This is a genomic window from Dyadobacter sp. CY345, from assembly GCF_021502725.1.
Lineage (GTDB): Bacteria > Bacteroidota > Bacteroidia > Cytophagales > Spirosomataceae > Dyadobacter.
The window spans coordinates 595,077-618,543 of sequence record NZ_JAKFFS010000004.1; the positions used below are offsets into that span (position 1 = coordinate 595,077).

The 23,467-nt window shown below is 41.3% G+C and carries 21 protein-coding genes and 1 riboswitch; of the genes, 5 read left to right on the plus strand and 16 right to left on the minus strand.

What is annotated here, in order from left to right:
• The 15 genes from L0657_RS19910 to L0657_RS19980 form a co-directional block, all read right to left on the minus strand.
• A complete protein-coding gene (locus L0657_RS19910) occupies positions 1-894 on the minus strand; it encodes a carbon-nitrogen hydrolase family protein (RefSeq protein ID WP_235152509.1) in 894 nt (297 codons plus the stop codon).
• A 51-nt stretch (positions 895-945) separates the two neighbouring features.
• On the minus strand, positions 946-1,536 hold the full coding sequence (locus tag L0657_RS19915; protein WP_235152510.1) for a GNAT family N-acetyltransferase: 591 nt from the start codon (positions 1,534-1,536) through the stop codon (positions 946-948).
• A 110-nt stretch (positions 1,537-1,646) separates the two neighbouring features.
• Positions 1,647-2,045 (minus strand): ketosteroid isomerase-related protein, encoded by a 399-nt coding sequence (locus tag L0657_RS19920; protein WP_235152511.1) that lies wholly within the window; start codon positions 2,043-2,045, stop codon positions 1,647-1,649.
• Between the two features lie 48 nt (positions 2,046-2,093).
• Positions 2,094-2,495 (minus strand): hypothetical protein, encoded by a 402-nt coding sequence (locus L0657_RS19925; protein ID WP_235152512.1) that lies wholly within the window; start codon positions 2,493-2,495, stop codon positions 2,094-2,096.
• A gap of 137 nt (positions 2,496-2,632) precedes the next feature.
• The gene (gene cobT / locus L0657_RS19930; protein WP_235152513.1) at positions 2,633-3,640 is read right to left on the minus strand and encodes a nicotinate-nucleotide--dimethylbenzimidazole phosphoribosyltransferase; all 1,008 of its coding nucleotides are present in this window, start codon (positions 3,638-3,640) and stop codon (positions 2,633-2,635) included.
• Positions 3,641-3,796: 156 nt separating this feature from the next.
• Positions 3,797-4,300 carry a bifunctional adenosylcobinamide kinase/adenosylcobinamide-phosphate guanylyltransferase gene (locus L0657_RS19935; protein ID WP_235152514.1) on the minus strand — a complete coding sequence of 168 codons (504 nt, stop codon included), beginning with the start codon at positions 4,298-4,300 and terminating at the stop codon, positions 3,797-3,799.
• A complete protein-coding gene (locus L0657_RS19940; RefSeq protein WP_235152515.1) occupies positions 4,297-4,881 on the minus strand; it encodes a cob(I)yrinic acid a,c-diamide adenosyltransferase in 585 nt (194 codons plus the stop codon). The genes L0657_RS19935 and L0657_RS19940 overlap by 4 nt, the downstream gene beginning before the upstream one ends.
• Positions 4,882-4,908: 27 nt before the next feature.
• The gene (locus tag L0657_RS19945) at positions 4,909-5,931 is read right to left on the minus strand and encodes an ABC transporter ATP-binding protein (protein WP_235152516.1); all 1,023 of its coding nucleotides are present in this window, start codon (positions 5,929-5,931) and stop codon (positions 4,909-4,911) included.
• On the minus strand, positions 5,928-6,992 hold the full coding sequence (locus L0657_RS19950) for an iron ABC transporter permease (RefSeq protein ID WP_235152517.1): 1,065 nt from the start codon (positions 6,990-6,992) through the stop codon (positions 5,928-5,930). The genes L0657_RS19945 and L0657_RS19950 overlap by 4 nt, the downstream gene beginning before the upstream one ends.
• A 70-nt stretch (positions 6,993-7,062) precedes the next feature.
• Positions 7,063-8,304 (minus strand): ABC transporter substrate-binding protein, encoded by a 1,242-nt coding sequence (locus L0657_RS19955; RefSeq protein ID WP_235152518.1) that lies wholly within the window; start codon positions 8,302-8,304, stop codon positions 7,063-7,065.
• Positions 8,305-8,333: 29 nt separating this feature from the next.
• Positions 8,334-8,626, minus strand: a riboswitch (cobalamin riboswitch).
• Positions 8,627-8,681: 55 nt separating this feature from the next.
• Complete coding sequence (gene cbiB, locus L0657_RS19960) at positions 8,682-9,626, minus strand: adenosylcobinamide-phosphate synthase CbiB (RefSeq protein WP_235152519.1); 945 nt, start codon at positions 9,624-9,626, stop codon at positions 8,682-8,684.
• Positions 9,611-10,627 carry a histidinol-phosphate transaminase gene (locus L0657_RS19965; protein WP_235152520.1) on the minus strand — a complete coding sequence of 339 codons (1,017 nt, stop codon included), beginning with the start codon at positions 10,625-10,627 and terminating at the stop codon, positions 9,611-9,613. Before L0657_RS19965 ends, cbiB begins: the two co-directional genes overlap by 16 nt.
• A gap of 12 nt (positions 10,628-10,639) precedes the next feature.
• Positions 10,640-12,118, minus strand: a complete 1,479-nt coding sequence (locus tag L0657_RS19970) for a cobyric acid synthase (RefSeq protein WP_235152521.1) — start codon at positions 12,116-12,118, stop codon at positions 10,640-10,642.
• A gap of 235 nt (positions 12,119-12,353) precedes the next feature.
• Positions 12,354-14,297 (minus strand): magnesium chelatase subunit D family protein, encoded by a 1,944-nt coding sequence (locus tag L0657_RS19975; RefSeq protein WP_235152522.1) that lies wholly within the window; start codon positions 14,295-14,297, stop codon positions 12,354-12,356.
• A 167-nt stretch (positions 14,298-14,464) separates the two neighbouring features.
• Positions 14,465-14,860 (minus strand): DUF5618 family protein, encoded by a 396-nt coding sequence (locus L0657_RS19980; RefSeq protein ID WP_235152523.1) that lies wholly within the window; start codon positions 14,858-14,860, stop codon positions 14,465-14,467.
• 137 nt (positions 14,861-14,997) lie between these two features.
• Between L0657_RS19980 and L0657_RS19985 the strand changes: the two genes are divergently transcribed.
• From L0657_RS19985 to L0657_RS19995, 3 genes are all read left to right on the plus strand, one after another.
• Positions 14,998-16,095 (plus strand): ligase-associated DNA damage response exonuclease, encoded by a 1,098-nt coding sequence (locus L0657_RS19985; RefSeq protein ID WP_235152524.1) that lies wholly within the window; start codon positions 14,998-15,000, stop codon positions 16,093-16,095.
• Positions 16,096-16,125: 30 nt separating this feature from the next.
• Positions 16,126-17,724, plus strand: coding sequence for an ATP-dependent DNA ligase (locus tag L0657_RS19990; protein ID WP_235152525.1), 1,599 nt, complete (start codon positions 16,126-16,128; stop codon positions 17,722-17,724).
• A 74-nt stretch (positions 17,725-17,798) separates the two neighbouring features.
• Positions 17,799-18,974 (plus strand): ATP-binding protein, encoded by a 1,176-nt coding sequence (locus L0657_RS19995; RefSeq protein WP_235152526.1) that lies wholly within the window; start codon positions 17,799-17,801, stop codon positions 18,972-18,974.
• Between the two features lie 22 nt (positions 18,975-18,996).
• Here the strand turns inward: L0657_RS19995 and L0657_RS20000 are convergent, their stop codons facing one another.
• Positions 18,997-19,212, minus strand: coding sequence for a DUF2281 domain-containing protein (locus L0657_RS20000; protein WP_235152527.1), 216 nt, complete (start codon positions 19,210-19,212; stop codon positions 18,997-18,999).
• Positions 19,213-19,349: 137 nt separating this feature from the next.
• On the opposite strand from L0657_RS20000, the gene L0657_RS20005 reads away from it, so the two are divergent.
• Positions 19,350-21,812 carry a ligase-associated DNA damage response DEXH box helicase gene (locus tag L0657_RS20005; RefSeq protein ID WP_235152528.1) on the plus strand — a complete coding sequence of 821 codons (2,463 nt, stop codon included), beginning with the start codon at positions 19,350-19,352 and terminating at the stop codon, positions 21,810-21,812.
• The gene (gene pdeM / locus L0657_RS20010) at positions 21,802-22,443 is read left to right on the plus strand and encodes a ligase-associated DNA damage response endonuclease PdeM (RefSeq protein WP_235152529.1); all 642 of its coding nucleotides are present in this window, start codon (positions 21,802-21,804) and stop codon (positions 22,441-22,443) included. Before L0657_RS20005 ends, pdeM begins: the two co-directional genes overlap by 11 nt.
• Positions 22,444-23,467: the final 1,024 nt, after the last annotated feature.

Sequence of the window (23,467 nt, forward strand, 5' to 3'; positions counted from 1 at the left end):
TTATATTGATTTACGGATGATATTTATTTCTTCATTTTTGAAACCAATATGTAAATGCTGGTGATCCATAAAATTAAAGACCTGGCCGGTATCACGAACCGTTTTAATTTTAGAAAAATCAAGTTCCTGAATTAACCAGCCTTCTTTTTGAGGTTCCAATGTTGAAATAATTCCATCTTCCGGCATATCAATGTCAGGCGTGGAGTAAAATGCGGAAAAGCCGTAATTTATGTCCACCGCCGGTGACCAGAGTGCATTTCCAACGGTTTGTGAAACAACAGTATAGGCCTGATTTTCCATCGCCCGTGCCCGCGCTCCGATATGTACGCGCGTAGCTCCACGAATGGTTTCTGTACAACTCGGTGCTAAAATGAGTGATGCACCGGTTGAACATAACAATTGTGAACCGAGAGCAAACTCAATATCATAGCAAATTTGAACGCCAAAAGTACCCCAGGAAGCTTCAAAAAGTGTAAGGTTTTTAACGCCGCTTTGGATTCCCCATTCTTCATTTTCAAAACGGGTCATGAAAAATTTATCCTGGTAACCGGCCAAACCTTTGGAAGAAAAAACAAAAACGCGGTTAACATTTCTTTTGTCCTCGATCACCGGAATGCTCGGGGCAACTATGATGACGTTGTATTTTTTAGCCAATTCAGCGAAGACATTGCAGAATTTATCTTTCAAAGAATCAAGCTCTACGACCTGGCGGCGGATATCGTTTCTGATTTCGTCCGAAAAAATACTGACCAATTCCATCGCGCCATATTCCGGAAAAAGCAGCAGTCCGGCATTTTGGTTTACAGCCTCAATAACCCAACGTTCGATATGTTCACGCCAATTGTCAAATGTGGCATGTTCAGTAATGGGATAATTGGCGGAAGCGATGATCATAATGGGTTCGATGTGTTGGTTATTCAATTATTGCGGTGCGTTGCACCTTTTTTAGACAATTTCCTTCATCCAGAAAATCATTGTTTTAGGAGTCGATATTGGTTCGCCAATATCCGGCCATTCCATGGTTGTTGTCAATTCTGGCACTTTATGGTATCCGCGTTTGATCCAAAAGGCATCGTTCGGACGATAATCTGCTGGTTGTGCCGGGTGATTTATTCTTTCAACCGAACAAAAACAGGTCGTTTTAAACGTGCCAAAACTGGCTGCATGTTCTTCTCTTTCATCAAAAAAACGATGTCCCAAACCCAGTCTGCGATATTGAGTGAGCAGAATACTTTCGCCAAAGTAGAAGATCTTTTCAATGTCTGAACCGGCATTTTTAAACGGAGCCTGAACATCGTTTGTCTCATCGCTTAAAGGAATGCAAGTGGTAGCGCCGACCATTTTTTCGTCATCATAAACAGCGAATAAAAAGGCACGTTCTGATTTTGAATAGATTTTTAAATATTCCTTTTCATAATCCAGCGAGCCTTCATAGAGATAAGGGAAATCCCGAAAAACGGCTATCCGCAATTTCGCCAGATCGTCAAAAACAGATGCAATGGCGTTGCCTTGTTTGGTTATAAAAGTGAGAGACATAAGTTTGGAGCTATCGGCAGTCAGTTTTTAGCCAGTTTTGTGTTTCTTGATTTGCTGGAATATGGTATGGATAAAACATAATTAATATCCAAAATCTGATAGCCGACGGCCTAAGAAACCAGTTTAATCCAGTGTTCCAGATTATAATAAGTGGTTACCCTGCTGATTTTTCCATCTGTTACTTCTAAAAATGCAGCGGCAGGTATAACGTATTTTTGTCCGTAAGCTTCGGGGAAGCCTTCATCAGCCTTTTTGTAAATGCCATTCACGATAAACTCAGCGGAAACTCTCTTGTCGGTTGGTTCTGTAAAAAATACGATATCGGTCAATGTTTCCTCGTACGAATCATCCATCATTTTCATGAATTCCGTAAACTTTTCGATACCAACTCTCACTTCGCCCTGATTGGGTTCGTGGCGGACTTCCGGATGAAGAAGGGCAAGCATGCCTTCAAAGTTTTTTTCGTTGAATGCGTTGTAATATTGTTTTACGATGTCTAATGCAGCCATTCAGAAAGAAGTTTTAGTAAGAACGTTTTAACAAAGATAGGTTTCGTCTTATGGATTAAAAGGTTTTCTGGTCAAAGAAACCTGTCCGTTTGCGTCTTTTTCATATTTGGCGATACAATTTTGCTGAAACTGCGTATCAAAATTTGGCTCCTTCAATTTGATCGAGGTAGGTGCAGAATGACCTTCCTGAAAAAAGAAAACTTTGGTATTTCCATATTTGGTATAGGGCATCAAATCGCCATATTTCTGCATTTCCTGCCAAGGCTCACCCTGAACGGTAACAGCATAAATCCGAAAAATCGGCCCGGTATTATTTGGATTCCTGTATAACGCGACTTCCTTAAAATTACCTTTCAGATCATTGACGGTAGGCTGAGAGGTGGAATCGTAAATGATATAGGCGATTACAAGTGCGATGACTGCTGCAATAATATACTTAACTTTCTTCATAATTTTTTTAGGTTACACAGAGAACCACGGAGGTAAAAAGAGATACACAGAGATTTTATTTGAGATAAGAAACAAACTCTGTGGGTCTCTTCATTCCTCCGTGGCTCTCTGTGTAACCTAACAATTCAATACAAAATTCATTTATCAGACACCCCCGCGCTTTCGAAACTTGCCATTTCGTTTAAAAATGCCACTGCACTTTTTAACAATGGATATGCCACGGCGCAGCCCGTTCCTTCACCCAGCCGCATATCAAGGTTTAATAATGGTTTGACATTCAATTTTTCAAGTAAAAGTTGATGTCCTTTTTCTTCTGATTGATGACAAAAAATCGCGAAATCTTTGATCGTAGGATTTAGTTGGAAAGCGCATAGAAAGGCTGCCGAAGCGATAAATCCATCGACCATCAAAACCATTTTCTCCTCAGCCGCTGCCAGAAACGCGCCGCACATCATCGCAATTTCAAAACCGCCGAAAATTTGTAAAACTTGAATCGGATCCGGTGAAACTTCTGCATGATTTGAAATTGCTTTTTGAAGTATATTGACTTTGTTTTGATATTGATCCGGATTTACGCCCGTCCCTTTTCCAACGCAATCTTCAATACGGATATCAAATAATTTGCTCATAATCACGGCTGCGGAGGAAGTGTTTCCAATACCCATTTCTCCAAAACCAATCACGTTACAGCCGGTTTTTGAAATATTTTTTACAATCTCTTTTCCTTTTTCAATAGCCTGTTGACATTCTTCTTCTGTCATTGCCGACTGATTCAAAAAACTTTTAGTACCATGATTAATTTTAGCGTTAATCAGCTTTTCGTTAGGCTCAAAATCATGGTCAACACCGGCATCGACCAGGGCGAGTTCGATATCATTTTGTTTAGTAAAAACATTAATTGCCGCCCCGCCGTTGAGGAAATTCAAAACCATTTGAAAAGTAACTTCGGAAGGATATGCACTGACGCCTTCGTTGGCAATTCCATGGCTCGCCGCAAAAACTACGATATGCGGTTTAACCAAATTTGGCGTCAAAGTTTCCTGGATCAAAGCAATTTGCAAAGCTACTGCTTCAAGTCTGCCCAGTGCGCCCAGAGGTTTTGTTTTATTATTTATCTTATGCTGTATCTGCTCTTGTAAAGTCATAGTTCTTGGATATATTGTTAGGTTACACAGAGCGGACGCCGCGCGGAACCACAGAGTTGAAGGGGAGGGGCACAGAGTTTTTCTTTATCTCAAAACTAAACCTCTGTGTCCCTCTTTTTAGCTCTGTGGTTCTCTGTGTAACCTACGTGTAACCTATCATTTTAAATTTAGTGCTAAGCCGGATACCATGAAGATGGCTTCGTTAGCCTTGCCAGCCACGTATTGATTTGCCCATCCCTGCAAATCTGTAAACTTTCTCCCAATCTCCGTTTCTGCATGTACTCCCATTCCAATTTCGTTTGAGATGATGATGAAAGTGCCGGAAAGTTTTGCTATCGCATCGATTTCTTCTTTAAATGCAGCCAGCGATTTATTGATATCGTTATCAAAAGCGACAAACAAATTCGTTAACCAAAGTGTCACACAATCGATAACAACCACCTGGTTTTCAATAGGAAGTTGATGGATATTCGTTTCCGATTCGTAGGTCGTCCATTCCGGTCCACGCTCGTTTTTGTGCAATTGAACACGTTCGGCAAAATTGTCGTCCCAGATATGCGCAGTTGCGACATACACCGGAGTTTTGCTGAGCTGCAAAGCTTTTTCCTGTGCAAAACGGCTTTTCCCGCTGCGTGCCCCTCCGGTGATGTAGATGATCATTTTTCTTCCGGCGCTTTAAAACGTTTGTATAAAAATAACTGCCATTTCTCCTCCGCAACGCCCGCTTTGTCCATTTCAGCTCTCGCCAATGTGAAAAATAAATCTGATAAGCGGTTGATATAGGCAGGAATCGCCTCGTGAACTGTATCGGTTTTGATCAGCGAAACGAGTCTGCGCTCTCCTCTGCGCATTTGCGTGCGCGCGACATGGCATAAGGCAGAAACTTCATTTCCACCAGGAAGTAAAAAATAGTCAGAAGGAGAGGTCATTTCTGATTCCAATGTATCAATCCAGTTTTCACAAAACTCAGCGCCATCTTCCGGCATCGGATTTTTGTTTTCTTTTTTTGCATCCGAAGGACGGGCCAGATGTGACATCATATCCATCAAATCTTTCTGGATCTTGTGCAGATTTGGCTGCCATGCGTGATCATTTCCCAACTTTACACGAAGTAATCCGATTGTTGAGTTGGCTTCATCCAGCGTTCCTAAACATTCAATCCGGAGGTCATCTTTTGAAACGCGGCTTCCACCAAAAAGCCCAGTCGTACCTTTGTCGCCTTTTTTTGTATATATTTTCATTTATAAAAATTCGCTTTTAAATTTTATTTATGGTTTAATCTGTTGTAGATCAGCGAGTAATTCGCTGATCGTTAGATATCTTTTAGTTTTCAATCCGTCGTTAAACTCCCAGACATGATTTTCCTCACTTTCTATGATTTCAATTTTATACGGCAAATCCGGATTATCACTTACTACAAAATCTTCCCGTTGTAACGCACGTTTTGTCCAGAAAACAAGATTACTTTTTCCGGATAAATAGATAGGAGTGGAGGCGGCTTCTTTGTGAATGGTGAACGTGCCGGTATTTCTATCAAAATGGAATCCGTTTTTAATAAATGCCGCTTCAAAACTTCCGTTTAAAACCAGATCTTCCGGTACGCCCGAAACAAGTTTTCCAGCCGGATGCATCAGCCAAAGTTTGTCGGCCGCCTGGAGTGCGAGATCCAGTTCGTGTGTCGAAAGCAGAATTGCCTTATTGGTTTGCCGGGCGAGATTATGCAATAGCCGCATCATTTCAACGCGGTTTGGTAGGTCGAGATGCGCCGTTGGCTCATCCAGCAAAATCAGTCTGGTATCCTGCGATAATGCCCGGGCCAGCATGACTTTTTGCCGCTCACCATCGCTCAGCTCGTTCATCCGGCGATTGGCATATTGTTTGGTATCCGTCGCATCCATCGACCAGCTGATTTTTTCTTTATCCAAATCGGATAACGATCCCAGCCAGCCCGTGTAAGGCGTTCTTCCAAGCGCGACAAGTTCGCTGACAGTCAGGTTTCCGGTATCAATGCGTTCTGTTAAAACAAGACTCAGCTTTTGTGCAAGATCAGCAGGTTTTAAATTTATTAAGGATTCATGATCGATCAGAATCTCTCCTGCAAGCAAGGGTTGTAAACCTGAAAGCGTTCGCATAAGCGTAGATTTTCCGGCGCCATTAGGACCTAATAAACATACGAGTTGTCCGGGAAACAAATCCAGATTTAGTGATTCTGAAACGATTCGGGGAAGTCTTTTTCCAGCTTTATAGCCGATAGACAAATTTCTGGCGGTTAATATCGGTGAATCGTTCATGAGAAAGAAGAACGTAAATTATTTCGACTGACGATCACCCAAATCACCACCGGAGCACCCAAAAGCGAGGTTACCACATTGATAGGCAATACCGTCTGCGTTCCCGGCATTTGTGAAATAATATCGCAGACAAGCATCAGCACTGTTCCAACCAGACAGCAGCAAGGAATCAAAATCCGGTGATCGGAAGTTCCCAGAAGTGCACGGGTGATATGCGGAATAGCGATACCGACAAAACCAATCGGGCCACAGAAAGCGGTGATACTTCCTGTTAATAAACTGGTACTGGCCATGATAATGAAACGGATTTTGCCAACGGTCAGACCCATACTTCGCGCATAATTTTCTCCCAATAACATGGCGTTTAATGCTTTGGAAGAAGCAAAAGCGATAAGCAAACCGAGGATTACAACACCGGAAAGTACGTATAAATGATACTGGACAATCCCGCCCAGTGAGCCGAAAGTCCAGAGAATATATTCCTGCAACTGTTCCGGCTGACTAAAATATTGCCAGATACTGATCACGGAAACGGTGATCGTCCCGACCATCACGCCGACAATCAATAAAATAACATTATCCTTAATTCTTCCTGCGATAAGTAAAACCATAGATAAAACCAGTGCGGCACCAAGCGAAGCCATCACCACAATCAGCCAACTTCCGGAAACGCCAAGCTGACGGATTGCATAAATACTGGCCGTACTGCCGCTTGTCAACATCACGGCTGCAACGCCCAATCCTGCTCCGGCAGTTATCCCCAATTCTGACGGACCGGCTAATGGATTGCGAAACAAAGTCTGCATTTGCAAACCGCTAACAGATAATCCGCAGCCTACCAGGATGGCCGTAATTGCTTTTGGTAATCGTATTTTTTCGATAATAAATAACCATGCAGTCGTATCCGATTCTCCTGAAAAAACAATTTTCACCACTTCTCTAAAAGGTATGCTCACCGATCCCAGCATGATATCCAGCATAAAAAATAGCACAGCCAAAACCGACAAACCAATAATGATCAGTTGCCGGGACTTGGACGAGGATTGAGAAACAATTTGCATAATCACTGTTTAAATCAGCTGTGATGTTTGAGTAGCACTAGCCGATAGCTGACCGCCGAAAGCCGACAGCCTATTTCACCTGCTTATAATAAACCAACTCATGTTCAGGGAGTAGTTCCGGATGTAAAATTTTGATCAGATCTGCCAAAACGATTTGCGGATTTACAGCACCCGATTCCCAATAGTCATTCGACCCGCGACTGTTTACACGTTTGTTATAACTATAAATCTGCCCGGATTTATAGGCTTTGAAATCCGTATAACGGGGATCTTTTGCCAGAATTTCCTTCTTGTTGTCATAGTTACTGATTCCGACATTCAGCCAATAGTCAGCCGTCAGGGCTATTGGATATACAGCCTCAAAATTAAGTGCTAAACTTCCGGTTGCTTTTGTATTATTCCAATAATAATCTGCGCCGGAGTCACGGAAGAACTGCGCCATGTAACTATTCCCATTCGGAACAAACCAAGAATCTTTGGAATTCATACCGGTGATGATACTTGGCTTGGATTTTACTTTTTGAGATAAAACCGCAAGACTTTCGTATTCTTCTTCCATTATGGCAAATTTCTTATTCACAAAATCTTCCCGGTTTAGCAGTGCGGCTAAAAGTTTAACCCATTCAGCACGACCTAATGGCGTTGTTTCCACCCATTCTGAATTGATTAAAACAGGAATTCCCGCAGCGTTCAGAGTGGTATATCTTTCCATTTTGGCAACCGGGCTGCCTGTTGTCATGACCAGATCAGGATGCATCGTGATCAGTTTTTCTTCATTCAAACCCTGGTCTTTTCCAACTTCGGCAATCTTTCCAGCCTCAATTTGTTTGATAATTTCAGAATTTGAGACATATTTCAGGTTGCCAAGCCCGGTTACAATTTTCTCCTCACCCAAAAGTCCAACCAAGCCGACATGCATGGAAGACATCGCAACGAGGCTGCGAATCGGGATTTCGATAAACTGACTGTTGGCATAACCTTTCGGCTTTTTTGTGCCGCGCTGCAATAAAACATACCTGGCCGTATCCGTGCTTTTTTCAAAAGGACTTAAAATATTGATTACCTTATAATTGTCGTGGTATTCAATCGTAAACCCTTTGGCATGATGAATCTGGATTTTCTCGGAAAAATAATCTTTCCCGGAAGAAGCCGTTTCTGCGCTTTCAGTGAGGTTTGAAGAAGTACCGCAACCTGTAAGAAGTATTAATGTTGCGAAAAACAATCCCGCAAAACGGGCAGTTTTACTGAAATGAGAAAGTCGCGCATAGTCATAGCGAACTTCCTGAAAGGAGGTTTTCTGTTTTTGTGTCATTTGTGCTGCAAGCCTTTCTTCCGAAAGCTTTGCGTGTTAAGTGAAAAGGCAGGTCTTCTGACTCGTTCCATTCCCTCTGACGCCTTCCCGGGGGAGTTAATTTTGAATGATAGAATGTTAGAATGAGAGAGTGTGTTGCAATTAGCCATTATTCACTCATTCTATCATTCACTCACTCAATCATTGCCCCCAGTGGCTTTTGTCATGAATGTTTTTATGAACTTACAGCAGCGGAGACTGTTCCGGATTTTCACCGGTATTCCCTTTTAAAGTAACCCGATTTTTTCAAATCCGGAATACTACCCTGATGGGTGCAAAACTACTAAGATTTGCTTGGGGTTTTCAATTTGGTAAGAATAAATCTGCCTCCTCTCTGGCTATGAATTGTGATTCAACAAAAAAAAGAAAGCAATAATTATTACTACCATCAAAAAACAGCTTTTATGATTGATCGAAATAACCTTCCGAATTTCGCCTGGTTCAATAACCCGATTATTTTCCCCGATAAAAGGTTTATCAACCAACTTTCCATGATACACATTTCGACCGCCGAAACGACAATCCAGAATTCCTGCCAGGGCAGATTCGGGGTAACCTGAATTTGGACTTTTATGTTGGTTGCCATATTTAAACACAAATTGTAAACCGCGATAACTGGATGTTACAATAATCATCAACAACGCCGTGATACGTGCCGGAATAAAATTCGCAACATCGTCGAGGCGCGCGGCAAATTTTCCAAATTGTTCATACTTATCACTCCGGTAACCAATCATGGAATCCATGGTGTTAATCATTTTATAAACCATCATGGCCGGAACGCCGCCGATTGCGTAAAACAATAAGGGCGCAATGACACCGTCGCTCAGGTTTTCCGACATGGTTTCAAAAACGGCAATACGGATTTGCTGTGCGCTTAACAGTGAAGTATCCCGGCCGACGATGCGGGATAACTGTTTTCTGCCTGCTTCCAAACCTTCTTTTTCCAAAACTAAAAATACATTTCGTCCTTCGGTGATTAAGGCATTATTCGCTAATCCATACCAGACCCAAATGCTGTTGATCCCAATAAAAAGCCAAACATTGATGGTTAAAAGTATTTTGTTTGAGAAATAAAAAAAGAAAAATGTGAGCAGACAAAGGCTGATTGCAAGTAACATTCCTTTCAGAAACTGGGATGAATTTTTGTTTAACAATTTGTCGCCGGCAGCAATGGCGTTTCCAAAAACACGAATGGGATGAGGCCAGTTATCAGGATCGCCGATAATCAAATCCAGAATATACCCGAAAACCAACGGAGCTATGATCAGTAATTTCTCCATTCGTCGAGGGCTTCAATTAACAAATTATTCCTTTCGGGCGATAGAGTAGCAATCCGGAAATGTCGTTTTGATAAATCTCTGAAATTACTTGCATCACGAATCAGAAGTCCGTGTTTTTCGATCAAAAACTGTTTCAGTTTTGCTGCATCGTCTTTCAGTGTTTCTGCCAGAAAAAAATGCGTTGCACTTTCATGAATTTTCAATGATGAATTCTGACCAAGTCGTTGGCTAATTCTTTCTTTTTCTGATAACAAATTCTGCAAGGGAATTTGAATTTGCTGATAATTTTCAAAAATGAATTTACCGGCTTGCAGTGCCATCGTATTCACTGTCCACGGTTGTTTTATACTTTTCAAATTAGAAATTAAATCTTCTGAGGCGACAACATAACCCAGTCTTAATCCCGGAATGGCATAAGCTTTCGTAAGCGAATGCATGATCAGCAGGTTTGGGAAACGGTTAATGACCGGTATGGAAGAACGGATTTGAAGCGTGAAATCAATAAAGGCTTCATCCACTACAAACAATGTTTGCGGGTTTTGTTGTATCCAGTTTTCAAGCTGAGTAAACGCTTCTCCTGTTGGGTTATTGGGATTGCAGATGAAAACGAGATCAGTTGATAATGTTGGAAATTCCCGGATTTTGGACCAGGGTAAAAATGTTAAATCGTGTTGAAACAATTTACATGCATCTTCATATTCAGCAAATGCGGGCGTAATGATCGTCGTTTTTTTACATGAAAAAGCCTGTGCGATCAGATATATGCTTTCGGTTGTTCCGCTGTTTATTAAAATCTGGTCAGATTTTAAGTCGTGATGAGCCGCAACCATTTCACATAAACTTTCAGCCATCACTTCCGGGTACCGATTAATCGCTGACCATTGCTCAAAAATGTATTCTTTCAATCCCAACGGTTCGCCCCCATACCATACATTGGTACTGAAATTTGCAATGATTTTTTTGGAGTAACGGTACGAATCGTCACCGTGGCCTTGTAACATAGATTTTTCCTTTTATTCCAGACTTTTATATAGCATTTCCATATCCACATGCGCCCGGATATGATCTGCAAGCCGGTCGTATTGTAATTCTTTAAATTGCTTATAGTTGAAATTTTCGGCAGATTTTTCTGTTGAAAATTCGGCTAATAAGTCTTCAATCACCACCGCATTATCCAGAATTCCATGCAGATAAGTTCCCCAGCAATTTTTGTTTAAGAAAAAACCATCAGATTTTCCATTTGATAAAACAGTTACCGGCGAATCGAAATCAGCGGTTGTTTCGCCCATATGAATTTCATAGCCGAGACAAACTTCCTGATTTTCTCTATAACTGAATTGTTGCTGCAATGTCGTTTTTATTGGTTTTAAAACTGTTTTTACAGGAAGTAAACCAAGTCCGGGTATTGATTCTAACGACCCTTCCACATGATCGGGATCTTCAATCAGTTCGCCCATCATTTGATAACCGCCACAAATTCCGATAACTTTTTTGCCGTTTTTGTGCGCTTTGACAATTGCTGCTGCTGCGCCGTTATTTTTGATCGTCAATAAATCATCAAGCGTATTTTTACTTCCGGGAATGATGATGATATCGGCTTTTGCAATTTCATCTGGTTGTGAGGTATAGAATAAATGTACGCGCGGATCTTTCTCCAAACGGTCAAAATCCGTAAAATTGGATAGTCGTTTTAGTAAAATGACTGCAATATTTATTTTTCCTTCGGTTGTGGTATTGAATTTATTTTGAAGCGAAACGGAGTCTTCTTCTTCGATGTGAATGTCTTTGAAAAAAGGTAAAACGCCAACGACTGGAACGCCGGTTAATGCTTCCAGCATTTTTTTTCCATCTTCAAAAAGTCTTGCGTCTCCTCGAAATTTATTGACGATAATACCTTTGATACATTGCCGCTCTTCCGGTGACAGCAAAGCGATCGTACCATAAACACTTCCAAAAATTCCACCACGGTCAATGTCTCCAATAAGGTAAGTTGCCGCGCCGGAATGAAGTGCCATCCGCAGGTTTGTGATATCCCGTTTTTTTAGATTTAATTCCGAAATGCTGCCGGCGCCTTCCATAACAATTGGGGCGTATCGGGCAGAAAGTCTGTCGTAAGCTTGTGTTACAGCCTCAAATAATTCCTTGCGATCGGTGGTTTTGAAATATTCGTATGCCGACTGATTTCCAACAGGTTTTCCGTTCAAAATGACCTGGGAAGCCTGGTCGTTGGTTGGTTTCAACAGAACCGGATTCATATCGGTATGGCAGGGAATACCGGCTGCTTCGGCCTGTACAGCCTGCGCTCTTCCCAGCTCCAAACCGTCCGGTGTTACGTAGCTGTTCAAGGACATATTCTGTGCTTTGAATGGAGCTGGCTGATAACCATCCTGCTTAAAAATCCTGCAAAACCCGGCACAAATGACGCTTTTGCCGACATCGGAGGCAGTGCCTACGAACATGATTGGTTTTGTGAGGATGCGGTAGGTTGACATTGGTTTAGATAATCTTGTAAATATAATTTTATTGGTAAACTAATAGTTGTCCATTGGGAATCAATCCCAACGGGATGATAGTATTATAGTTATGGGACGCTTAGAGGCAAAGTGCTAACCCGGAACGGGTGGCAGATTCTTTATCAAATTTCTTGTCGAATCACATGCCACCCGTTCCGGGTTAAATTAGTTCGGTTTGGCTCATTTCTATAATACTGCCATCCCTTCGGGATTGCTATTTAACAATACGCCCCGAAATAGTAACCGTGATACTCTCCGAAGAAAGCTCTTCAAGCGATAAACATTCTGCGCCCATCGCCTTCGCCATCTCGGCAGCTCTTCCGAAACGAAGGTAATTGTTTTCTGTATCGAGCACCAGAGCAGGGATATTGTTTTGAAATAACTGCCCTGACAATTGCAAAGTTTGCTGCCACGCATCTCCACCACCCGGAAGCGGTACATTGGCTTTTCCATCGCTCAGAATCACCAAAAGCGGTTTCAGATCTCTATCCGGATTTAATTTATTGATTACCTGAGTAGCCATTTGCAACGCATGAGGCAAAGGCGTTCTGCCACCTGTGGGCAAACTTTGCATGGCTTGTTCCGCCTGTTCGACGCTATAAGTTGGCTCCAAGAGCAGATGCGCTTCCACACCGCGGAAAGAAATTACGCCGACCATATCTCTTCTTTGGTAAGCATCAGTCAATAAACTCAGCACACTTCCTTTCACTGCCTCCATCCGGCTGCTGGCGGCCATGGATCCGGAAGCATCCACAACAAACAGAATTAAATTTCCGGTTTTTCCTTTTCTAATTTTTTGATGCAGATCGTTTCGTGTGATCTGAAAATCATCCGGATCACGAATTATAGCAGATTGTACAGTTGCCATTACCGAAATATCGGTAGGTGATTGATCTGGAACAGCGCGTAGCTCAGGACCTCGATTGGTATTAATTGCGTGACTTCTTCGACCTTCCGGCATTTGGTGGGAAACCGGATTTAAATCCACTTTAAAATTTGGCGCTTCTTTTTGAGGTGCTACGCCGAATACTTGTTCCTGATTTGAGGATGATGATTCCTGATTATTTTTATTCTCATCGTCAGGCAGCGGACCCTTAATTTGTTGATCTAGATCTTCTTTTAATTCAGGATGATTTTGCTGCTGCGGCTGATTTTTTTGCTCAGGTTGTTCCTGCTGCATTAATTCATCGAGCTTGTTGTCTCCCTTATTATTTCCTTCAAACGGCTTTTTTCGCTGTCTGTGAATTAGTGCTAGTTCAGCAGCCTGTCGCACGTCGTCTGCTGTGACAATAGTTCGTTTATCCAATGCCGCCAAAGTGATTGCCGTTTTATACATCACAATATCAGCCCGCAAACTTGTCACGTTTAATTCTGTACAAAGCTGGCTGATCAAAGTCAACAATCCATCCGGCAAAACCACAGACGGAAGTAATTGCTGAGCCGAGTTAATTTTATCCTGCAAATTTTTCTGTCCGGCAGACCATTGAGCAGAAAAATTTTCCGGGTCATTTTCAAGCTGGATCCTCCTGCGTACCACTTCCGTTCTTTCCGCTATATCTCGCGGGGCTTCCACATCCACCATCAGGCCAAAACGATCCAGAAATTGCGGACGAAGATTTCCTTCTTCCGGGTTCATGGTACCTATCAAAGTAAACTTTGCCGGATGACTTTCGGACAGTCCGTCGCGCTGGATTGTGTTCACGCCCATAGCGGCAACATCCAGCAAAACATCTACCAGATGATCAGGAAGTAGATTTACTTCATCAATATATAAAATCCCCCGGTGAGCAGCGGCCAGTAATCCGGGCTGTAATCTTTTCTTTTTTTCTGACAAAATACCTTCCAGATCCAGACTTCCCAAAACCCGATCTTCGGTTGCACCGAGTGGAAGGTTAACAAAAGGGACTGGAATTTCTTCAATATCCACAGGACATTCTCCGTAAATATCCTGCGAGTTGTTTTCCTGAATAGTTAACTTAGGGATTTCATTTTTAGGAATTAAAGGCATTATCTCAGCCAATCCTCTGGCGGCAGTACTTTTCGCCGTTCCTTTTTCTCCTCTGATCAATAAACCTCCAATCGACGGATTGATAGCGCATAATAACAACGCACGCTTTAATTTTTCCTGTCCAACCAAAGCTGCAAACGGGTATTTCATAGAGAAGAACAATTAATTTCACTTTCCCCGTGTCGTTAGGGGAATGGCAAAATTAGGGAAAGAAACGCAGAGTTTGAGGGAGTTTTGCGCGGAGTTACGCAATGGATAATTAAATCTCATTAAACTCTGTGCCTAAACTCCTATTACCTTTGCGTTTAGATTTAAGCTCAGATATACGCAAGCATTTTAGTTACATTATTTAAACCAGTTTGAATTGTATCGACCGATTTTGTACCGTGGTAATACCCAATAATATGTAGTTCATCGTAAACATTGACCAACAGCCTCAGCAGCTTTTTGTCATACTTTCTAACCCTGTTTGTGTAATCTTCAATACTTTTAGGTTTGATGAATTTGACTCCTTCTTTTTGTTTTAAATATTCATCCAAAATGAGCAACGCAGCGGAATAAGCTGTTCCCGCAGCCATTTTGACATATTTTACATCAGCATATAATCCGTCCTTTTTACCTGCTTTTTCGCTTAAAATTTCTTTTGCGTTTTGCAAATAACGGGCAGCTTCTTCTGCTGGGGAAGGTATGTTGTCTTGGTTCTGAATGGCCATATCAATAGGAATAGAAAATGAGTTATTGATTTGACTCCGAATTTGTTAAAAGTCATTTCAAAAATAACATAATTTATTACCTTATCGTGTCAGCTGTTGAGGTTTAATATTGGCATACTTTTATTGAAATTTTGGTTATGGCGACACAATCACTTTTACAATTCACCGGCAAAAGCATTTACTGCTCCGAGGCAGATGCGCATATCGATCCCTGGATACCTGTTGACCGCGCGATCATCACACACGCACACAGCGACCACGCCCGTTGGGGAAGCAAACATTATCTTGCGCATAAGGACAGTGAGCCAATTTTAAGACTTCGTCTTGGTCCGGATATTTCTTTGCAGACGGTTGAATATGGTGAAAAGTTTGTGATTAACGGCGTCGTTTTTTCATTACATCCTGCCGGGCATATTATCGGTTCTGCACAGGTCCGGGTTGAATATAAAGGGGAAGTTTGGGTAGCGAGTGGTGATTATAAATTGGAAGATGACAAATTTTGTGTGCCTTTTGAACCCGTAAAATGTAACGTTTTTATCACCGAGTCTACCTTTGGTTTGCCGATATACAAATGGCAGCCGCAGCAGGAAATTTACTCAGAAATTGATAACTGGTTTGCGCAAAACCGGCTTGAAGATAAAGCCAGTATCCTGATGGGTTATTCATTGGGAAAAATGCAACGGATCTTAAAAGGTATTCAGTTGCCTGATGGCCCCATTTATGCACACGGCGCTATTTACACACTGAATGACAGACTCAGACAAGCTGGTTTTGATTTGCCGGAACTTACTTTGGTTACGAAGGAAACGGATAAAAAGTTATTTCGCGGATCGTTGGTTTTGGCACCGCCATCGGTGGACAGCAGTACCTGGATAAGAAAATTCAATCCTTATTCTTTGGGTTATTGTTCTGGCTGGATGGCTTTGCGTGGCGCAAAAAACCGTCGGGCTGTCGATCAGGGTTTTATATTGAGTGATCATGTGGATTGGCAGGATTTGAATACTGCGGTAATTGAATCCGGTGCTGAGAAAGTATATGTCACGCACGGTTATACCAGTATTTTTTCAAGATGGCTGAATGAAAATGGTGTCGAGGCTGGTGAGGTGACTACGATGTATGGGAATGAAGAGGAAACGGAAGACAGGGCAACGGGTGAAGGACCGGAATCCGAAGGCATTGAAAACAAAAAAGATATGTCGCCAATCCCGGATGATCCGGACCTAAAACTGAGCTAAACCCTAACCGCTAAAATCCAACAGCTAAATATGAAGCAATTCGCTGAACTTTTCATGAATCTGGACCGGACCAACAAGACCAATGCAAAGGTTGAGTTGATGAAAAATTATTTTCTGTCTGCGTCGGATGAAGATAAAATGTGGGCACTGACATTGTTTACGGGTCGTCGGCCTTCCTTTAAAGTCAACCGAACACAAGTGAAAGAATGGGCCGCCGCGGAGGCTAATATTCCCATGTGGCTTTTTCAGGAAAGTTATCAGAGCGTAGGCGATCTGGGGGAAACGATTTCACTGATTTTGCCCAGAAATGGTTCTGAGGATTCTGATAAATCTTTGACTGAATGGTTTTATTATTTGGGCTTGTTACCCAAAATGACCGACGAAGAAAAACACGATCATATTCTTCAGGCCTGGTCGCAGCTTTCGCAACACGAAACCTTTGTTTTCAATAAATTATTAATGGGCAGTTTCCGGATCGGGGTTTCACAGACGCTCGTTGTCCGCGCTTTGGCCGAGGCGACTGCTACGGATTCCAACGTTATTGCGCATCGGGTGATGGGTAAATGGGATCCCCTGGAAACGACTTTTGAGAAATTGATTTTGGACGAAGGTGAAAATGATAATGCGTCCAGACCATATCCGTTTTTTCTTGCTTATCCGATTGAGGGCGATGTTTCCAATTTAGGCAATCCGGAAGACTGGTTTGTAGAATGGAAATGGGATGGCATCCGCTCACAGATTATTTACCGAAATAATGAATTGTTTATCTGGACAAGGGGTGAAGAATTATCTACGGATAAATTTCCTGAGTTGCATTTCTTGAGCTCCGTTTTGCCAAATGGTACCGTTCTGGATGGTGAGATTGTGAGTTATTTTGATAACAAGCCAATGCCATTCAATGTTTTGCAGACACGGATCGGCCGGAAAAATCTTACTAAAAAGGTACTGGAAGAAGCTCCTGTTGCTTTTATCGCTTATGATATCATGGAAGCAAATGGCATCGATATCAGGAATTTAAGCCAGATGCAGCGAAGAGCACAGTTGGAGGAAATTCATAAAAACATGCCTGTACAATCCATATTCAATCTTTCTCCATTAGTGGAATTCAAAGAATGGAGCGAATTACACGATCTGCATCCGACTTCCCGTGAAAATATTGCGGAAGGTTTTATGATTAAAAGAAAAAACAGTACCTATCAGGTCGGACGGAAAAAGGGTGATTGGTGGAAGTGGAAAATTGATCCGTTAAGTGTTGACGCCGTTTTGATATATGCTCAAAAAGGATCCGGCCGGAGAGCTGAACTTTTCACCGATTATACTTTTGCAGTTTGGGGTGAAGATGGAAAACTGATACCTTTTGCAAAAGCTTATTCCGGATTGACAGATGTGGAAATTGGTCAGGTTGATTATTTTATCAAACGCAATATCGTTGAAAAATTCGGTCCGGTTAGAACTGTCAAACCTGAGTTGGTTTTTGAAATTGGTTTTGAAGGTATTAATGAATCGACAAGGCACAAGTCAGGTATCGCAGTTCGTTTTCCCAGGATTTTGAGGTGGAGAAAGGATAAGAAGGCTGCGGAGGCGGATACGCTGGCAAGTTTGAAGGGAATTTTGGAGATGTATAAGTGATTTTTTTTAATATTATATTTAAAAAAATTAATATTTAGTCTGCAAATTTAATATTTGATGTTAAATTTGCAGAGATGATAAAGCGAAGATTAGAAGATGTAGTAAAAAGAGCGTTGCAAAACAATGCTTCAGTAGCTTTGCTGGGACCTCGTCAGGTCGGTAAGACAACCATAGCGCTAGATCTGACAGAATCGCTTCCCTCAATTTACCTGGATCTTGAAAATCGTACAGACTTCGACAAAGTTAAGGATATCCATGTATTTCACTCCGTAAACAGAGAGAAACTAATTGTACTGGATGAGGTTCAAAAGCTGCCTGAAATATTTGCCGAATTACGAGGAATAATAGATCGGGAGCGTAGAAAGGACAATAGGCGTGGATTGTTCTTATTTCTGGGGTCGGCGTCGATAGACCTTTTGAAACAATCCAGTGAATCTTTGGCTGGCAGAATATCATATCTGGAACTTCATCCGATTGATGTTCTGGAATATACCGAAGGTGATCCAAATAACATTAATAGCCTATGGCTGCGAGGGGGTTTTCCAGAAAGTTTGTTAGCCGATTCGGATCAGCTCAGCCGGGAATGGCGAAATAATTTCATCAAAACATATCTGGAAAGAGACATCCCACAACTTGGACCCAGAATACCAGCAGCCACTTTGGAGAGATTTTGGACTATGCTTGCACATCACCAGGGAAGTGTTTTTAATGCATCTCATTTGGCCAGAAGCCTGGATGTATCAAGCGTTACAGTGGGCCGATATCTTGATCTGATGACGGACTTGCTTTTGGTAAGGAGATTGCAGCCATGGATTTACAATACAAGTAAGCGATTGACAAAAAGCCCCAAGGTCTATGTAAGAGATAGCGGCATTACACATGCTTTGTTAAACATCGACGACTTCAATACCTTATTGGGGCATCCTGTTATCGGGACAAGTTGGGAAGGATTTGTAATTGAAAATATCATAAGTGTAATTCCGCACAATTCAGCTCGTCCTTATTATTATGGGAGTCCGGGTGGCGCTGAAATTGATTTAATTCTTGAATTTAAGGGTGGGGAAAAATGGGCGATTGAAATAAAAAGAAGCGCCTCACCCAAGTTATCCAAAGGCTTTCATGTCGCTTGCGAAGATTTAAAACCGGACCGCATGTTTGTTGTTTACTCAGGTAAAGATACTTTTCCCATGGGTGGTGGTGTAACGGCGATTTCTTTGTTTGATTTGATGCAGGAAGTTGTTGTCAGCTAAGAATTCAATCTGAGAAAACGAGTCACATAAAATCTTTTAAGTCATCAATAGCTTTGTTGAAATCATCCGACATTTTAATAGTGCCTTTCATTGTCCCCAATGGACGTTTTTTTAAGGATACATCTGGCTCCACTTCCTCCATAAAAGTTATTAAAACTTTTGCTTTTTTTCTCAAAGGAGGATTTTCTGTCAGAATTACCTGACCATTTTCATAAACACCTTCAATTGTAGTTAGCATAACTTTTATATTTAGTCGTTAACAAATATACCTATTTGAAAGATTAGTTGATAATTTAGAAAATCAGGAATGAAATTTGATAAAAGCATCATATCCTAAAAATATTAATTATCAATAATTAAAAAAAGAATATCCCTTTGACAAAATCCCGCGGACATATCATTGTTGAGCAATGGTTTAAATCGAAAAACTGGAAATGGGCGGCTTTTCAAAAGGAAGCTTCCGAGGCTTATCTTTCCGGGAAAAGTGGTCTGGTGAATGCTCCGACAGGAAGCGGGAAAACTTATTCTTTATGGATTCCTTTTCTGATCCGATATATTAATTCATTACCCAAAAATCCTGCAAAACGAAGTAAAGGATTGCAGATTTTGTGGGTGACACCTTTGCGTGCTTTGTCAAAAGATCTTTTCCGGAATATGGAAATCGCGGCTTTGGAAATGAATCTGACGTTGCGGATTGGCGTTCGTTCGGGTGATACCAGTACCAAAGAAAGAGCCAGCCAGAAAAAGCAAATGCCGGAAGCATTGCTGATCACACCGGAAAGTCTGCATCTTTTATTTGCACAAAAAGGCAGTTCTGAAACTTTCAAAAATCTGCATACCATCGTCGTCGACGAATGGCATGAACTGATGGGAAGCAAACGTGGCACGCAAACAGAACTTGCGATTGCACGATTGAGAACGATCAATCCTGACCTTCAAACCTGGGGCATTTCGGCAACCATAGGAAACCTTGAAGAAGCGAAACAGGTTCTGGTCGGGATGGATTCTGCGGAGGAAGATACGGTGATCATCAAAGCAAAAACACAGAAGAAAATTCTTGTTGAAAGTATATTGCCTGAAAAAGTGGAAACACTTCCCTGGGCAGGGTATATGGGGACGCGGCTGATTGATTATGTCGTTGATATTATTCAAAAAAGTAAAACCACTTTACTTTTTACAAACACACGTTCGCAAACAGAAATCTGGTACCGGGTGATCATCGATAAATATCCGGAATTTGCCGGAATTATGGCTCTTCACCACGCATCTCTTGATCGTGAAATCCGGGATTGGGTGGAAGAATCCTTACATGCTGAAAAACTGAAACTGGTCATTTGTACGGCAAGTTTGGATTTGGGCGTCGATTTTCGTCCTGTCGATACCGTCATTCAGGTGGGAAGTCCTAAAAGTATCGCGCGGTTTATTCAGCGGGCGGGTAGAAGCGGACACCAGCCAGGTGTTGCCAGTAAAATCTTCTTTTGTCCTACAAATGCACTGGAACTGATCGAGGCGGTCTCCCTTCGTGATGGTGTTGAAAGACAAATAATTGAGGATCGTCCGCCCGTAATTCATGCTTTTGATGTATTGGCGCAATGGATGATCACGCTTGCTGTCGGTGAAGGTTTTGATGAAAAACAGCTGTTTGATGAGGTCAGGAATTGTTATGGATATCAGTTCATCAACCGGGAAGAGTGGGAGTGGCTTTTGGGTTATATTACAACCGGCAGCCCATCACTGGAAGTGTATGATGAATATAAAAAAGTGGAGAGAATCGACGGACTTTACAAGGTTACCAGTCGCCGGATCGCGCACCGGCATATGCTGAGTATGGGCACCATCGTTTCAGAAACATCGCTGAAAGTGAAGTTGCAGCATGGACGGTACCTGGGTTCTGTCGAAGAATCTTTTGTAACTAGGATGAAAGCGGGTGATGTTTTTGTCTTTGCCGGCATGAGCGTAGAGTTTATCCGTATCCATGAAATGACGGTAACTGTCAAAAAAGCGGAAGGGAAACGAGGATTTTTGGTGCGTTGGGCGGGAGGAAGAATGCCGTTATCGTCTCAATTGTCAGCTTTTATTCGCGACCGGTTATCCGATGCGATCGAAAATCCGCATAAGGAAAAGGAATTAGCAAAATTAAAACCGCTTCTGGAATTGCAGCGGGAACGATCGATGATTCCCAATGCAGGTGAATTATTGATCGAACAATGCGAGACCAAGGAAGGGCACCACATTTTTATTTTTCCTTTTGAAGGCAGGTTGGTTCATGAAGGTATGGCGATAATTCTGGCTTACCGGCTCAGTAAATTGTCTCCAATCACTTTTTCACTGGCGATGAATGATTACGGATTTGAATTGCTCAGTGACCAGTATGTTGATATGGAAAAAATAACAAAGGAAAATGACTTATTTTCAACGGCTCATTTGGTTGATGACATTTACCAGAGCGTGAATGCAACTGAAATGGCGAAGCGAAAATTCAGAGAGATTGCCGCCATTGCCGGACTGATGTTTCAGGGTTATCCTGGGAAATTTATGAAAACGAAGCAGGTTCAGGCGTCAAGCTCGTTGTTGTTTACGGTGATGACTAAATATGAAAAAAATAATTTGCTGGTAAATCAGGCCTATCAGGAAGTATTGACTTATCAGCTGGAAGAAGTCAGGATGCGGAAAGCGCTTGACAGGATTGCAACACAAAAAATAATAATCAAAAGGACGAGAAAGCCAACGCCTTTTTCGTTCCCTATAATGGTAGACCGGCTAAGGGAGCAGCTGACTTCTGAAAAATTGGAAGACCGGATACAAAAAATGCTCAAACAGTATAGTGATGCAGATTGAAATTAGAAATAACCACTTTGATTTATTAACACAAAAGGCGATTTTTTGGCAGGAAAAACAAACATTACTTATTGGAGATTTACACCTTGGTAAAATCACACATTTCAGAAAAGAGGGAATAGCAGTGCCGCAACTTGCAGCGGGAAATAATTTTGAAAGGCTGGATGAATTACTTCAAAATACGAATCCATCGCGTATCGTTTTCCTGGGTGATCTTTTTCATAATAAATACAATTCAGAGTGGGAAACCTTTTCGGAATGGAGGAAAAAATATCATTTTGTTGAAATGATCATTGTGATCGGAAATCATGATGTTTTGCCGGTCAGTTTGTTTTTGGAAAATAATATTGAAGTGTATAAAAATGATTTTGAAGAAGAGAACTTCATTTTTACCCATCATCCAAAAGTAGAATTGGACCCATTGAAATTTGTATTTGCCGGACATATCCACCCGGTTTTTACATCGTATGGAAAAGGGCGTCAAAGTTTTCGGCTGCCATGTTTTGTTGTGGATAAAAATCAGGCCATTTTGCCAAGTTTTGGCGTTTTTACAGGGGGATTTGGGGTTGATCTGGTAGCAGGAAGAAAGATTTATATGTTGACGGAGGAGCGGGTTTTTGCGATTGGGTAATGGCGGGCAATATTAAGTAATTATGTCACCCGTTCCGGGTTTAACCCATTCACATTTCGATATTTCTATAATAATGTCATCCCTTCGGGATTTTGTTTTGGGCATCGAATCTGATTTCTACAATAATGTCATCCCTTCGGGATTTTGTTTTTGGATATTGAATCTGATTCTATAATAATGTTATCCATTTGGAATTTTTGTTTTAGACATTGAATCTGTTTTCTATAATAATGTCATCCATTTGGGATTTTTGTTTTAGACATTGAATCTGATTCCTATAATAATGTCATCCCTTCGGGATTTTTGTTTTGGACATTGAATCTGATTTCTATAATAATGCCATCCCTTCGGGATTTTTGTTTTGGATATTGAATCTAATTCCTATAATAATGCCATCCCTTAGGGATTTTTGTTTTGGATATTGAATCTGATTTCTATAATAATGCCATCCCTTCGGATTTTTGTTTTGAAGATTGAATCTGTTTTCTATAATAATGTCATCCCTTCGGGATTTTTGTTTTGAACATTGAATCTGTTTTCTATAATAATGTCATCCCTTCGGGATTTTTGTTTTGAACATTGAATCTGATTCTATAATAATGTCACCCCTTTGGGATTTTGGTTTTGGATATTGAATCTAATTCCTATAATAATGTCATCCCTTTGGGATTTTGGTTTTGGATATTGAATCTGATTTCTATAATAATGTCATCCCTTCGGGATTTTTGTTTTGGACATTGAATCTGATTCTATAATAATGTCATCCCTTCGGGATTTTTGTTTTGGACATTGAATCTGATTCTATAATAATGTCATCCATTTGGGATTTTTGTTTTAGACATTGAATCTGATTCCTATAATAATGTCATCCCTTCGGGATTTTTGTTTTGGACATTGAAATCTGATACTATAATAATGTTATCCGTTCCGGATATTGATTTTGGAAATAAACCCGAAGGGTTGACATTATTATAGAAATGCATTGAACGAAGCGACCAACTGAACCCTGAAAGGGTTACATGTG

What these genes read in the sequence shown, in the direction of transcription:
- L0657_RS19925 (WP_235152512.1), bottom strand. Translation starts at nt 2,495, where the DNA reads ATGAAGAAAGTTAAGTATATTATTGCAGCAGTCATCGCACTTGTAATC.
- cobT (WP_235152513.1), bottom strand. Translation starts at nt 3,640, where the DNA reads ATGACTTTACAAGAGCAGATACAGCATAAGATAAATAATAAAACAAAA.
- L0657_RS19975 (WP_235152522.1), bottom strand. Translation starts at nt 14,297, where the DNA reads ATGAAATACCCGTTTGCAGCTTTGGTTGGACAGGAAAAATTAAAGCGT.
- L0657_RS20000 (WP_235152527.1), bottom strand. Translation starts at nt 19,212, where the DNA reads ATGCTAACTACAATTGAAGGTGTTTATGAAAATGGTCAGGTAATTCTG.
- L0657_RS19910 (WP_235152509.1), bottom strand. Translation starts at nt 894, where the DNA reads ATGATCATCGCTTCCGCCAATTATCCCATTACTGAACATGCCACATTT.
- L0657_RS19965 (WP_235152520.1), bottom strand. Translation starts at nt 10,627, where the DNA reads ATGTTACAAGGCCACGGTGACGATTCGTACCGTTACTCCAAAAAAATC.
- L0657_RS19980 (WP_235152523.1), bottom strand. Translation starts at nt 14,860, where the DNA reads ATGGCCATTCAGAACCAAGACAACATACCTTCCCCAGCAGAAGAAGCT.
- cbiB (WP_235152519.1), bottom strand. Translation starts at nt 9,626, where the DNA reads ATGGAGAAATTACTGATCATAGCTCCGTTGGTTTTCGGGTATATTCTG.
- L0657_RS19995 (WP_235152526.1), top strand. Translation starts at nt 17,799, where the DNA reads ATGATAAAGCGAAGATTAGAAGATGTAGTAAAAAGAGCGTTGCAAAAC.
- L0657_RS19990 (WP_235152525.1), top strand. Translation starts at nt 16,126, where the DNA reads ATGAAGCAATTCGCTGAACTTTTCATGAATCTGGACCGGACCAACAAG.
- L0657_RS19915 (WP_235152510.1), bottom strand. Translation starts at nt 1,536, where the DNA reads ATGTCTCTCACTTTTATAACCAAACAAGGCAACGCCATTGCATCTGTT.
- L0657_RS19985 (WP_235152524.1), top strand. Translation starts at nt 14,998, where the DNA reads ATGGCGACACAATCACTTTTACAATTCACCGGCAAAAGCATTTACTGC.
- L0657_RS19935 (WP_235152514.1), bottom strand. Translation starts at nt 4,300, where the DNA reads ATGATCATCTACATCACCGGAGGGGCACGCAGCGGGAAAAGCCGTTTT.
- L0657_RS19970 (WP_235152521.1), bottom strand. Translation starts at nt 12,118, where the DNA reads ATGTCAACCTACCGCATCCTCACAAAACCAATCATGTTCGTAGGCACT.
- L0657_RS19920 (WP_235152511.1), bottom strand. Translation starts at nt 2,045, where the DNA reads ATGGCTGCATTAGACATCGTAAAACAATATTACAACGCATTCAACGAA.
- L0657_RS19945 (WP_235152516.1), bottom strand. Translation starts at nt 5,931, where the DNA reads ATGAACGATTCACCGATATTAACCGCCAGAAATTTGTCTATCGGCTAT.
- L0657_RS19940 (WP_235152515.1), bottom strand. Translation starts at nt 4,881, where the DNA reads ATGAAAATATATACAAAAAAAGGCGACAAAGGTACGACTGGGCTTTTT.
- L0657_RS19955 (WP_235152518.1), bottom strand. Translation starts at nt 8,304, where the DNA reads ATGACACAAAAACAGAAAACCTCCTTTCAGGAAGTTCGCTATGACTAT.
- L0657_RS19950 (WP_235152517.1), bottom strand. Translation starts at nt 6,992, where the DNA reads ATGCAAATTGTTTCTCAATCCTCGTCCAAGTCCCGGCAACTGATCATT.
- pdeM (WP_235152529.1), top strand. Translation starts at nt 21,802, where the DNA reads ATGCAGATTGAAATTAGAAATAACCACTTTGATTTATTAACACAAAAG.